Annotated in this window: 14 protein-coding genes; 10 read left to right on the top strand and 4 right to left on the bottom strand. The window is 67.6% G+C overall.

The features are described from left to right. The first annotated feature begins 373 nt into the window (after nucleotides 1-373). On the top strand, nucleotides 374-2269 hold the full coding sequence (locus ACOZHM_RS02120) for a CocE/NonD family hydrolase (protein ID WP_421567295.1): 1896 nt from the start codon (nucleotides 374-376) through the stop codon (nucleotides 2267-2269). Here the strand turns inward: ACOZHM_RS02120 and ACOZHM_RS02115 are convergent. Next, nucleotides 2266-3360, bottom strand: coding sequence for an alkene reductase (locus ACOZHM_RS02115; protein ID WP_421567294.1), 1095 nt, complete (start codon nucleotides 3358-3360; stop codon nucleotides 2266-2268). The two genes, ACOZHM_RS02120 and ACOZHM_RS02115, sit on opposite strands and share 4 nt — an antisense overlap. Before the next feature lie 159 nt (nucleotides 3361-3519). On the opposite strand from ACOZHM_RS02115, the gene ACOZHM_RS02110 reads away from it, so the two are divergent. The 4 genes from ACOZHM_RS02110 to lldD all read left to right on the top strand — a co-directional run bounded on the left by ACOZHM_RS02110 (nucleotide 3520) and on the right by lldD (nucleotide 6501). Further along, nucleotides 3520-4278 carry an SDR family NAD(P)-dependent oxidoreductase gene (locus ACOZHM_RS02110; protein ID WP_421567293.1) on the top strand — a complete coding sequence of 253 codons (759 nt, stop codon included), beginning with the start codon at nucleotides 3520-3522 and terminating at the stop codon, nucleotides 4276-4278. Nucleotides 4279-4388: 110 nt separating this feature from the next. Continuing rightward, complete coding sequence (locus ACOZHM_RS02105) at nucleotides 4389-4847, top strand: MgtC/SapB family protein (protein ID WP_282248169.1); 459 nt, start codon at nucleotides 4389-4391, stop codon at nucleotides 4845-4847. Then, the gene (locus tag ACOZHM_RS02100; RefSeq protein WP_421567292.1) at nucleotides 4844-5281 is read left to right on the top strand and encodes a VOC family protein; all 438 of its coding nucleotides are present in this window, start codon (nucleotides 4844-4846) and stop codon (nucleotides 5279-5281) included. Before ACOZHM_RS02105 ends, ACOZHM_RS02100 begins: the two co-directional genes overlap by 4 nt. Nucleotides 5282-5343: 62 nt before the next feature. Then, entirely contained in the window at nucleotides 5344-6501 is a 1158-nt protein-coding gene (lldD, locus tag ACOZHM_RS02095; protein ID WP_421567291.1) for an FMN-dependent L-lactate dehydrogenase LldD, read from the top strand. Nucleotides 6502-6543: 42 nt separating this feature from the next. On the opposite strand, the gene ACOZHM_RS02090 is transcribed toward lldD, so the two are convergent. Continuing rightward, entirely contained in the window at nucleotides 6544-6849 is a 306-nt protein-coding gene (locus tag ACOZHM_RS02090) for a hypothetical protein (protein WP_421567290.1), read from the bottom strand. A gap of 103 nt (nucleotides 6850-6952) precedes the next feature. On the opposite strand from ACOZHM_RS02090, the gene ACOZHM_RS02085 reads away from it, so the two are divergent. The 5 genes from ACOZHM_RS02085 (at nucleotide 6953) to ACOZHM_RS02065 (ending at nucleotide 10878) form a co-directional block, all read left to right on the top strand. After that, the gene (locus tag ACOZHM_RS02085) at nucleotides 6953-7447 is read left to right on the top strand and encodes a DUF1543 domain-containing protein (RefSeq protein WP_421567289.1); all 495 of its coding nucleotides are present in this window, start codon (nucleotides 6953-6955) and stop codon (nucleotides 7445-7447) included. Between the two features lie 184 nt (nucleotides 7448-7631). Further along, nucleotides 7632-8192 carry a decarboxylase gene (locus ACOZHM_RS02080; RefSeq protein WP_421567288.1) on the top strand — a complete coding sequence of 187 codons (561 nt, stop codon included), beginning with the start codon at nucleotides 7632-7634 and terminating at the stop codon, nucleotides 8190-8192. 60 nt (nucleotides 8193-8252) lie between these two features. After that, complete coding sequence (locus ACOZHM_RS02075; protein WP_421567287.1) at nucleotides 8253-9044, top strand: CDP-diacylglycerol diphosphatase; 792 nt, start codon at nucleotides 8253-8255, stop codon at nucleotides 9042-9044. 50 nt (nucleotides 9045-9094) lie between these two features. Next, nucleotides 9095-9997, top strand: a complete 903-nt coding sequence (locus ACOZHM_RS02070) for a hypothetical protein (protein WP_421567286.1) — start codon at nucleotides 9095-9097, stop codon at nucleotides 9995-9997. A gap of 113 nt (nucleotides 9998-10110) precedes the next feature. Beyond that, nucleotides 10111-10878, top strand: a complete 768-nt coding sequence (locus ACOZHM_RS02065) for a SapC family protein (RefSeq protein WP_421567285.1) — start codon at nucleotides 10111-10113, stop codon at nucleotides 10876-10878. Nucleotides 10879-10944: 66 nt separating this feature from the next. Here the strand turns inward: ACOZHM_RS02065 and ACOZHM_RS02060 are convergent, their stop codons facing one another. Further along, nucleotides 10945-11265: a putative quinol monooxygenase gene (locus ACOZHM_RS02060; protein ID WP_421567284.1), complete on the bottom strand. Its 321-nt coding sequence runs from the start codon at nucleotides 11263-11265 to the stop codon at nucleotides 10945-10947. Nucleotides 11266-11549: 284 nt separating this feature from the next. Then, entirely contained in the window at nucleotides 11550-12272 is a 723-nt protein-coding gene (locus ACOZHM_RS02055) for a DUF2968 domain-containing protein (protein ID WP_421567283.1), read from the bottom strand. Nucleotides 12273-12371: the final 99 nt, after the last annotated feature.

Raw genomic sequence — 12371 nt, 5'->3', positions numbered from 1 at the left:
CCCCTGCAGGCGCACGACTGCCGCAGGGTGGGGCTGCGACGCCAGTACAGGCGTTGTCCACCGCCAGCGTGGCAAGCACTGCAGAGCGCAGCGAAACCAGCGCGGTCCTTGCCGGCCTGGGCGCCCCCGCGGGGGGGCCGGGGGGGGGGGGGGGGGGGCCCCCCCCCCCCCCCCCCCCCCCCCCCCCCCCCCCCCCCCAAGCCAGAGAGATTCGCAGACCAAGGCTCTTGGCTTTGGGCTCTTGGCTTTGGGCTTTGGGCTTCAGGACTTTGCAATAGAAGGCCGTTCGCGGCCAACCATCGGCACATAGGCGATGGGGAAGAAGAGCGCTAGGCTGCGAGGGTTGGTCGCCATCACCTGCCCGGAGAGAGCCATGCGTGTTCGTGTCGTGCCTGTTGCGCTGTTGAGCCTGATGATCGCCGCCAGCGTGTCGGCGCAGACCTCGCCCATGACGCCGGACATTCCGGCCAAGGGCTTCGTGACGCCCACGGCGAACTACGACTACGACAAGCGCGAGGTGATGATTCCCATGCGCGATGGCACCAAACTTTATACCGTGATCGTCGTGCCGAAGGGCGCGCGCAACGCGCCGATGCTGTTGACCCGTACGCCTTACGACGCGGCCAACCGTGCCAAGCGGATCGATTCGCCGCATATGCGCGACATCCTGCCGCAGGGCGACGAAGTGTTTGTCGATGGTGGTTATATCCGCGTGTTCCAGGATATCCGCGGCAAATATGGGTCTGAAGGTGATTATGTAATGACCCGGCCACTGCGCGGGCCGCTCAATACCACCAAAGTGGACCATGCCACCGATGCGTGGGACACCATCGACTGGCTGGTCAAGCACGTGCCCGAAAGCAACGGCAAAGTGGGCATGCTCGGCTCCTCGTATGAGGGCTTCACCGTCGTCATGGCGCTGACCAACCCGCACCCGGCGCTGAAGGTTGCTGCGCCGCAAAGCCCCATGATCGACGGCTGGATGGGCGATGACTGGCTCAACTACGGCGCCTTCCGCCAGGTCAACTTCGGCTACTTCACCGGCCAGCTGGCCAAACGCGGCAAGGGCCCGGCCATTCCCAGCGCCGGCTACGACGACTACACCACCTTCCTGCGCGCCGGGTCGGCGGGCGACTATGCCAAGGCCAACGGGCTGGACCAGCTGCCGTGGTGGCACAAACTGATCGAACACCCGGCCTATGACGCCTTCTGGCAGCAGCAGGCGCTGGATGCGCAGATGGCCAAAACGCCGCTGAAAGTGCCGACCATGTGGCTGCAGGGCCTGTGGGACCAGGAAGACATGTGGGGCGCCGTGCACAGCTATGCCGCCATGGAGCCGCGTGACAGCAGCAACACCCTCAACTACCTGGTCATGGGGCCGTGGCGGCATAGCCAGGTGAACTACGACGGCAGCAGTCTGGGGGCCTTGAAGTTCGATGGCGATACCGCCCTGCAGTTCCGCCGCGACGTGCTCAAGCCGTTCTTCGACCAGTACCTCGTCGATGGCGCCGCCAAGGCCGATACGCCGCCGGTGCTGATTTACAACACCGGCGAAAACCACTGGGACAAACTGCAGCAGTGGCCGCGTCCCGCCGCACAGACCCGGCCGCTGTACCTGCGCGCCGGTGGCAAACTGTCATTCGAGGCGCCGCAGGCGGGCGAGGCGACCTATGAAGCCTACGTCGCCGATCCGGCCAAGCCCGTGCCGTTCGTGCCGCGCCCGGTGCGGTTCGCCGACCGCGACATGTGGACCAGCTGGCTGGTGAAGGACCAGCGTTTCGTGGACGGCCGCCCCGATGTGCTGACCTTCGTCAGCGAGCCGCTGACCGAACCGCTGCGGATCGGGGGCGCGCCGCAGGTCAACCTGCAGGCGGCCACCACCGGCAGCGACAGCGACTGGGTCGTGAAGCTGATCGACGTCTACCCCGACCAGACCCCGTCGACCCCGGAAATGGGCGGCTACGAACTGGCGGTGTCGATGGCGATCTTCCGTGGACGCTACCGTGAGAGCTTCAGCGACCCGAAGGCGATCACGCCGAACCAGGTGCTCGACTACAAATTCGGCCTGCCCACCGCCAACCACGTCTTCCAACCCGGGCACCGGGTCATGGTGCAGGTGCAGTCCAGCCTGTTCCCGCTGTACGACCGCAACCCGCAGACCTTCGTGCCCAACATCTACCTCGCCAAGCCGGGTGACTACCAGAAGGCCACCCAGCAGGTGTGGCATGCGCCGGCGAACGCCTCGTTCATTTCGTTGCCGGTGTATTAACCGGACACGCTCGGGTAATCGATGTACCCCTTCGCGCCGCCGCCATACAGCGTGTTGGGGTCCAGCTCGGAGAGTGCCACGCCCAGCCGCAGGCGCTCCACCAGGTCCGGGTTGGCGATGAAGGCGCGGCCGAAGGCGATCATGTCGGCGTATCCCGAGGCGACGGCTTTCTCGGCGCTGTGCTCGTCGTAGCCGTTGTTGGCAATCCACGGGCCGCGGAACTTCGCACGCAGCGCGGCGTAGTCGAATGGGATGTTGTCGCGCGGGCCGCCGGTGGCCCCTTCAATCACATGGATGAAGGCCAGGTCCCCGATCGCATCGAGGCGTTCGACCGCGCGCTCGAACAGCGGCTGCGGCTGTGAATCGTGCGCATCGTTGGCCGGCGTGACCGGCGAAAGACGCACGCCGGTGCGCTCGGCGCCGATCTCCGCCGCAATGGCGCGCACCACCTCATCCAGCAGGCGTGTGCGGTTCTCGATGCTGCCACCGTATTCGTCGGTGCGCAGGTTGCTGCCGTCGCGCAGGAACTGGTCGATCAGGTAGCCATTGGCGGCGTGCACTTCCACCCCGTCGAAGCCGGCCGTGATCGCGTTGCGGGCGGCCTGGCGGTAGTCCTGGATCAGCGCCGGGATTTCGTCCAGGCGCAGTGCGCGCGGCTCCGAAACATCCTCAAAGCCGTTGGCCGTGAAGGTCTTGCCGTTGGCGCGCAGCGCGCTCGGGGCGACCGGGACCTCGCCCTCGGGCAGCAGGCTGGTGTGCGAGATGCGGCCCACGTGCCAGAGCTGCAGCACGATGCGGCCACCGCGCGCATGCACCGCGTCGGTGACCTTGCGCCACGCATCGATCTGCGCCTGGCTGTAGATGCCGGGCGTGTCGAGATAGCCCTGGCCGAGCGGACTGATCTGCGTGGCCTCGGCAATGATCAGGCCGGCGCTGGCGCGCTGCTCGTAGTACTGGATGGCGAGCGGGTTGGGCACGCGCCCTTCGATGGCGCGGTTGCGGGTGAGCGGGGCCATCGCGATGCGATTGCCGACCTCGATCGCGCCGAGCCGGGTGGGGGTGAACAACGTGCCGTCAGTGGACTGGGTCATGTGCAGTGCCTTGGGGAAGGGAGTCGTGCAGGGCTACGACAGCCAGCATACGGCCGGGTGCGTTGCAGCGATGGGAAGCATTGTTGCGGTGCGCTATGTGCACGTTGTGTAACGCATTCCAGGCGTAGGCTCGGAAGGACTCAAACAGAGGCAAACGCAATGATTGATTACCAACTGAAGGGCAAGGTTGCCATCGTCACCGGTGGCGTCTCCGGCATCGGCCTGGCCGTGGCCGAGCTGCTGGCCGATTCCGGTGCGGCGGTGGCGGTGTGGGACCTGAAGGACGATGCGGTGCAGAAGACCGCCGAAGCGCTGCGTGGCCGAGGCGTAAAGTCGATCGGCATCGCCCTGGATGTCACCGACGAACAGGCCGTCGAGGCGGCCGTGCAGCGGACCGTGCAGGAACTGGGTGGGCTGGATATCGCGGTCAACAACGCCGGCATCGGCGGGCCCTCCGCGAGCAGCGGCGAGTATCCGGTGGATGGCTGGAAGCGCGTCATCGACGTCAACCTCAACAGCGTGTTCCTGTGCCAGCGGGCGCAGATCCAGGCGCTGCGCAAGGCAGGCAAGGGCGGCAGCATCATCAACATGGCCTCCATCCTGGGGCAGGTCGGCTTCGCCAACTCCGCCGCCTACGTGGCGGCCAAGCATGGTGTGGTCGGGCTGACCCAGACCGCGGCGTGGGAACATGCCGGTGACAACATCCGGGTCAACGCGGTCGGGCCGGGCTTCATCGCCACGCCGCTGCTGGACAAGATGGACCCGGCGGTACGCAAGGCGCTGGAGGCCAAGCATGCGCTGAACCGGCTCGGCAAGGCCGAGGAAGTGGCGGCACTGGTGGCCTGGCTGGCCAGCGCGGACGCCTCGTTCGCCACCGGCACCTATTACGCCATCGACGGCGGCTACCTGGCGCAGTGATCCGCACGGAGCGGGGCACGCCCCCGCTCCTGCACGCGGCGCTCACGCCCGACTTCACGGCGCTGCCACGACCGCCACGCAAGTCTTCGCGCATAGGCGAGGAGAAGTGGATGGGACTGGAACAAGATCTTTCGATCCTGCTGCGCATTGCCGCGGCGATGCTGTTTGGCGGCGTGCTCGGGTTGGAGCGCGAGCTGGGCAAGCATGCGGCGGGGTTGCGCACGCATATGTTGATTGCCGGTGCGGCGGCATTGATCGTCGGCCTCGGCGACAGCATTGCCGAACACTTCCAGCAGGAGCGCTACCGCGACCTGCTGCAGGTGGACCCGGTGCGCCTGATCGAGGCCGTGGTGGCCTGCGTGGGTTTCGTGGCGGCCGGCACCATCCTGCGCGGCAACCGCGAGGATGAGGTCAGTGGCCTGACCACCGCCAGCTCGCTGATCATGGCCGCGGCGATCGGCATCGCGGTCGGCATCGGCGAGTACGTGATCGCCATCGGCGTGAGCGTGATGTGCGTCGTCGTCCTCACCGTCTTCCGTCGCCTGGCCAAGAAACTGGAGTCGCCATGAGCAGTCAACGTCCCTTCGAAATCCAACGCATCGACCACGTGGTGCTGCGTGTGCAGGACCTGGCGCGCGCGGTGGCGTTCTATCGTGACGTGCTGGGCTGCACGGTCGCGCGCGAGCGGCCCTCGCTGGGCATGGTGCACCTGCACGCGGGTGCGTCGATGATCGACCTGATCAGCGTCGACGGCACGCTGGGCAGCCGTGGCGGGGCCGCCGCGGGCGCACAGGGGCGCAACCTGGACCACGTGTGCCTGCGCGTGGAGCCCTTCGATGAGGCGCACCTGCGCGAACACCTGGCGATGCACGGGGTGGCGGTGGATGGCCCGGCCGCCAGCAATCTGGGCGCCGAAGGCGATGGGCTGTCGCTCTACCTGCGCGATCCGGACGGCAACGGCGTGGAGCTGAAGGGCCCTGCCAGCGCCTGCGGCTGCGGCTGAGAGTGCGGGGTAGATCTTTGGTCTAATGGGCGGGCCGCATTCGCATCCGCCATGGTTGGGCCATGATCATTTCCGCTTCCACCGATTACCGTGCGGCCGCGCAGCGCAGGCTGCCGCCGTTCCTGTTCCACTACATCGACGGCGGTGCCTACGCCGAGCACACGCTGCGGCGCAACGTCGCCGACCTGGCCGAGATCGCGCTGCGCCAGCGCATCCTGCGCAACGTGGCCGACCTGAGCCTGGAGGCGGAGCTGCTGGGTGAGCGCATGGCCATGCCGGTGGCGCTGGGGCCGGTCGGCCTGACCGGCATGTACGCCCGGCGCGGCGAGGTGCAGGCGGCACGCGCCGCCGCCAGCCGGGGTATTCCGTTCACGCTGTCCACGGTATCGGTGTGTCCCATCGAGGAAGTAGCACCGGCTATCGGTCGGCCAATGTGGTTCCAGCTGTATGTGCTCAAGGACCGCGGTTTCATGCGCAACGCGCTGGAACGGGCCAAGGCCGCCGGCGTCACCACGCTGGTGTTCACCGTGGACATGCCCACCCCGGGCGCGCGCTACCGCGATGCGCATTCGGGCATGAGCGGACCCAATGCGCCGCTGCGGCGCATGCTGCAGGCGGTCACGCACCCCGGTTGGGCGTGGGACGTGGGCCTGCGCGGGCGTCCGCACGACCTGGGCAACATATCGGCGTACCGCGGCAGTCCGACCGGGCTGGCCGACTACATCGGCTGGCTGGGCAGCAACTTCGACGCGTCCATTTCCTGGAAGGACCTCGAGTGGATCCGCGAGTTCTGGACCGGCCCGATGGTGATCAAGGGCGTGCTGGATGCGGAGGACGCGCGCGACGCCGTGCGCTTTGGCGCCGATGGCATCGTGGTATCGAACCATGGCGGCCGCCAGCTCGACGGCGTGCTGTCCACCGCGCGCGCGCTTCCGGCCATTGCCGATGCGGTCAAGGGCGAACTGGAGATCCTGGCGGACTCCGGCATCCGCAGCGGGTTGGACGTGGTGCGCATGCTCGCACTGGGCGCCGACGGGGTGCTGCTGGGCCGCGCCTTTGTCTACGCGCTGGCCGCGCAGGGGGAGGCCGGTGTGGCCAACCTGCTGGACCTGATGGCGAAGGAGATGCGCGTGGCGATGACGCTGACCGGGGCGCGTACGCTTGCCGATATCAGCGCCGATTCGTTGGTGACCGAACTCCGGCACGCGAACGCGCGGTAGGTACCCACCGTTGGTGGGTACGCAGCCGGGCAGAGCCCGGCGCTACTCGCAGCGGGCGGCGGTGATGATGTTGTCCTTGTCGATGAACACGCGCAGGCGGTCGGTGCGCCGGTCACGGCTGGTGATGGTCTCCGGGCCGATCGGATTGATCAGGCCGGTGCCGCTCTCGAGCAGCAGTCGGCGCATCGTCGGCTGATCGGCCACCTTGCCGACCGCCCAGCCCAGTCCTTCGTCATGGCATTGGCCCGTGCCGGGGATTTCCGGGCCCGGCGCGGTGGCACAGGCCGAGAGCGTCAGGGCAGTGGCGGCAGCCACCAGCGGTAACAGCGTGCGCGTACGGGACGTCATGGGTCGCTCCTGCGGTGGCCAGACTCGACCATACCACCCCGGTCGTTCGGGTCGTGAGGGGGCGCCGCTACACTGGTGCCCCGAACAGGCGAAGGAGCCGGAAGTGTTGCACGTGTTCATGCTCGGCGGGCGCCATGCCCGCGCGCGGATCGAGGTCCACGACGTGGCCTTCGCCAATGTCGAGCGGATCGAAGACGCCTACCCGCAGCTGCGGCGCGACTGGTTCGGGGCGGCCAAGGGCCTGCATATCGACGGTTGGCTGGCCGTGGACGGCGTTGACGGGTACCGCGTCCGGTTCGGCGATGCCGCGCCCGCCGCCGCGGCGCCGCGGTTGTTCTTCGTCAACCTGGGCGGCTACGTACGCGGTGCGTTGGGGGAGGTGCACGACTACCTGCTGCTGGTCGCGCCGGACTTGGCTACCGCCAAGAGCAGGGCCAAGGCCCTGTACGACGCACACTGGATCAAGCCGCATACCGATGCGCTGCTGGACGTGGATGACTGCATCGCCATCGACCAGGTCGGCGGCCGCCACGTGCAGCTGGTGCGCGGGGCGCATGCCGACGTCGAACAGGTCAGCGACTACATCGTGATCGGCTGAGCGCCGCCGTCACCCTGTCGCGATGGGATTGCCGCGTATGCAGAGCGGGGGCATAGTGGCGCAACGCCGGGTGCGCACCGACTGCGCCAGCGGCACCACCGACAGCGGAATGGACAGCATGCGGCACTCGACATGGACAAGGGCAGGGCGCCTGGGCCTGCTTGCGGCAGGGATGCTGTGCGGTATGGCGTCGGCCGCGGGTGCGCCGACCTTCGGTGCCTGGCGCAACCTGCACTCGGCCAGTGGCAGCGAGCCGGTGCTGCAGGATCTCGCCTTCGCACTGCTGCCCACCGCCGCCGAAAAGGGTGAGCGATTCGCGATCCTGGACCGGGAGAGCAAGCGCACGGTGTGCTGCCTGGTGGTCGACAGCGAACGCCTGGACGCGATCGCCCTGGAAACCCGCTATCACCTGCCCGGGGTCTGGATCGCGGACCTGCTGGGCAGCGAAGAGCGCAACCGTCGCCAGGGCGACCCGCGCGTCTATGCCATGACCCGCGACGCCGAGCTGGTGGACTACGCCTACTCCGAGCTGCCGGAGGCCTACAGCGACCTCGGTGGCCTGCTGTTGCCGGCCGGTGCCGCACTGGAGCCCGGCGGTATCGTGAAGTTCGGCGCCGCGCACTGGACGCTGCAGTTCCGCCGCCTGCCGCTGGCCGACGAAAACGGGGCGCTCGATCGATACACGCTGCTGCCCTCGACGGGCGGTCCTGCGCAGGTGGTCGAGGTGCCGTTCAGTACGTATTGAGCACCGCCGCTAGAATAGGCCGCAAAGCCCCCCACACCGGGCCGGGCAACTGCAAGTGCCGTGTCTGTGTCCTTCCTGCGTAGTTCCTCGTTTGCCCTCTTGCTGGGCTTGGCCGCGTGCAACAGCGCGCCGCCGCCGCGACCCCCGGTCAATCCCGACGCCTTGTGGGGCCTGATCCAGCGCGACTGCATCGGTCCCGACGCACCGCGCGGCGCCTGCCTGAGCGTGGACGCGGCGCCGGGCCGGCGCGACGTGCTGGTCAAGGATTCGCACGGGGACTACCAGTACCTGCTGATGCCGCTGGACCGCGTGACCGGCATTGAAAGCCCGGCGCTGCTGACCGCGCAGGCACCCAACTATTTCGCGGCGGCCTGGCAGGCGCGCAGTCTCACCGAAAAGGCGCTGGGCCAGCCTCTGCCACGGACCGTAGCCAGCCTGGCGCTGAATTCGGCGCATGGGCGCTCGCAGCACCAACTGCATATCCACGTGGATTGCCTGCGCGCCGACGTGCTGGCCCAACTACAGGCCATGGATGACGCAATTACCACGCAGTGGCAGCCGCTGCCGCAGCCGTTGCGGGGGCATACCTACCAGGCCCTGCGCCTGGAAGGCCTGGCGCTGACCGCCAATCCGCTGCACCTGCTGGCCGCCGGACCGGCGGCGGCGGGCGACCTCGGCCGCTGGTCGCTGGTGGTGGCGGGGCACGGCCGCGACGATCGCGACCCGGGCTTCGTGCTGCTGGCGACCCAGGCCGATCTGGAGGCGGGCCACCAGGCCAGCGGCGAGGAGCTGCAGGACCACGCCTGCGCGGTGCTGACCGGCGCGGCGGACGCGCTGGACGGGGTGCGCTGAGCCCACGCCAGCACCGGGCTATCATGGACGTTTGCGAGGGAAGGATGGCGATGACAAGGATGCTGAACCGGCGCGGCGTATACGCGACCGCGCTGCTGCTGATGTCCCTGCAGGCGACGGCCGCGGTTGCCGTGCCGGAGCCGGTACAGCGCGACCGTGCCGGCAACCGGCTGGAGCCGCTCGCAGAACAGACCGGGCCGAAGGACGAGGGTGGGGACAGCAGCGAGGCGACGTCGGCGTGGCTGTGCACCGCAGACCACCTCTGGTGCGTGCGCACTGCGCGGCAGGGCGACGAGGGCGCCGCGCAGCTGGAAGTGGCGCAGCAGGTGGCGGGTGAGGCCACCCCGCGCTTCCGCTATGTGCCGCTGCTGACGGCGGGCGACGAGGTGCGCAACTACCGGCCCTGGCCGTACCTGGTGCGCATGACGCCCGGGATCGGCGCGCCCCAGCCGCCCCGCGATCCGCAGCAGGCGGCGCTGGAGAACGTGCTGGTGGGGGTGGTAGGCGAAACGAACACGATGTACTCCGGCGGCGGCGCCAGTGCCTCGCAGCTGTCGTTGAGCCGTATCTACCACGAAGACGACGGCATCCAGATCGACAGCGTGCTGACGGTGCCCTCCGACGGGAACGCGATGATCCGGGCATGCTTCAGCGAGAAGGACATGCAACAGCGTGCCGGCGCCTGCCACGACGAATACAGCTTCAGCGCCGACCTGACCCTGGCGCCGGACGGGGAGGGCATGCCGGTGCTGCGCTACACGACCCGGGCAACCCGCTACCCGGCGGGGGTGTCGCGGGAGCGCGACTCGCTGGCCATGGGCCGGCTGACCCGCAAGGACCTGCGCACCGAGACCGACCGCACCTGTTCATTCCAGCGCACCCTGCGCTTCAGCGGGCAGGGCTACCAGCCCGACGCGCCGTTGCCGCAGTGCAGCGAATTCACCGAGCTCTAGCCCCGCGACGGCGGCTGACGGGCAATCGTCAAAAAGCCACGCTATAGTGGCCGATCTATGCGGTGCCCGCTTTCGCGCCCGGGCTGTCTGGCGCGTCGTACCTGACCTATTCCATGACTGCTGAAACGACTACTCCGCCCGCCGCTCCGACCCAGGCTTCCGGCCCGCTGTTCTACCGCCAGCCGCTGCCGCTGCAATCGGACAAGCACGCCAACTGGCGCCTGCGCGGCGGCTCGCTGGCCTTTGCGGCCGAAACCAATGCCATCCCCGCAGTGATCGGCGAGTTCGGCATGGCGGCCCAGCATTTCCCCATCCTGTTCACCGGCCAGGACGCTGCGCCGATCGTGGCCGTGGGCCTGGCCCGCAGCAACCTGTTCGTCAACGACGGCAAGTGGGCCGACGACACCTACGCGCCGGCCTACCTGCGCCGGTATCCGTTCGTGTTCATGCAGTCCGACGAGGACGGCAACTTCCTGCTGGCGCTGGATGCCGATTCGGAACAGGTCAACCAGGGCACGAGCGAAGAAGGCGAGCCGCTGTTCGTCGACGGCAAGGCCACCGAGCTGGTGGACAACGCCATGAAGTTCTGCGCCGATTTCACCCGCGAACACGAAATGACCCGTCAGTTCAGCGCCGCGCTGCTGGCCCAGGACCTGCTGGTCGAGCGCAGCATCGATGTGACCCTGAACACCGGCGAGAAGATGTCGGTGAACGGCTTCCACGTGGTCGATGTCGAGAAGTTCTCCGCGCTGCCGGACGACGTGATCGTGGCCTGGCACCGCAACGGCTGGCTGGCCTCGATCCACCACCACCTGAGCTCGCTGGCGCGCTTCAACGCGCTGGTGAAGCGCCAGAGCGAGCAGGTGGCCGCGGCGGCCTGACCGTCGCCTCTACCAGCGAAAAAAACGGCGGCCCTTGGGCCGCCGTTTTTTTGTGTCACGCGCGCGTCAACCCCAACTCTGCAGCAACTCCAGTACCTGCGGCTCGCGGGGCTTCTGCAGCAGCTCCGGCAGCAGTGCATCGTAGGCGGCGCGGTAGTCGGTGGATTGATGGTCCAGAAAACCCTGCACCGAGGCCTCATTCCAGCGCTCGTAAAGCGTGAACAGGGTGGGATCGTTCGCGTCGCGGTGCAGGTCGCAGGAAATGAACGCCGGCTCTTCGGCCATCCGGTCGATCAGGGTATGAACGGCCTCGAGCCATGCGTCGACCCGTTCGGGTTTGACCTGCAGTTTCACGTAGAAGATCAACGGCGTGTCGCTCGGGGTCATGGGGTATTCCGCGTCATCAGATAGTTGGCCACCGCCTCGAAGGCGGGCAGGGTGGTCGGGTCATTTTTGGGGGAATGGGGACGGAAGAGCCGACGGGGTAGAGCCGACTGTTAGTCGGCAACCAGGCATCCGGGCGATCGTGAGGAACAGCCGACTAACAGTCGGCTCTACCCAGTCGGCTCTACCCAGTCGGTTTTTGCCAGTCGGTTTTACCAGTCGGTTTTAAACCAATCGGATTTAACCAGTCGGTTTAAACCAATCGGTTTTACCCGCCGGCGCAACCGTTACGGCGTGCCCGCGTGGCCTGCCGGCGACGGCGGCGTGGGCGAGGGTTGCGGGGTGCTGGACTCGGGCACCGGCAGCGACAGCTCCGGGTTGCCCTGCTGCGCCTGCAGCGCCTGGATGCGCTGGTTGAGCTGGTCCAGCTGGGTGTGCGAGCTGCGCAGGTCTGTGCTCAGCGAGACCGCCTGCTGCTTGGCCTGCTGGATCGAGCTGCTCACCTGCTGGGCCTGCTGGCGCTGCAGGTCGGCTTCCTGCTGCAGGCTGCGCAGGCGCTGTTCGTTGTAGGCCACCAGGTTCTCGGTGTAGCGCTTGCCGGCCTCCAGGCGGGTGGTGTCGATATATACCTGCGCCAGTTCCTCGGTCTGGCCCACGAAGGTGCGGTACACCTTCTCGGCGTTCTCGACCGAATCGGTCTTGATGACGCGCCAGAATTCCTTCTCATGGAACAGCGACACGTAGTACTGCAGCGTGCCGGTGTTGAACAGCAGGCTGGCCCCGTAGCTGCCGTTGTAGGTGGTGCGCAGCTCGGTGAGCTGTTGCGAATCCATCAGCTGGCGCAGTTCTTCCACGGTGTTGCGCACGGCTGGCGCAGTCCGCGCGGCGTCCTCGTTGTCATCCTTGGGCGCGCGCTTGGCGAACGCGGGCGGCACGACGACCAACGACACCAGCATGCCGCCCAGCAACAGGCAACGGCGGATGGACACACTCCCTTTCTTCTCTCGCATCATCAGATCATCCAAGAACGGATCAGCGGTGAAAAATCGTCTGGAAAAACCAGTCCCCACGGCAGTCTAGCGTGTCCCGGGAGCGGCCGCATCCGCCCG

This window comes from Stenotrophomonas sp. PD6 (genome assembly GCF_049199305.1).
Lineage (GTDB): Bacteria > Pseudomonadota > Gammaproteobacteria > Xanthomonadales > Xanthomonadaceae > Stenotrophomonas.
Note: the sequence above shows the minus strand (reverse complement) of the source record. Positions and strands in the feature narration are given on the sequence as shown.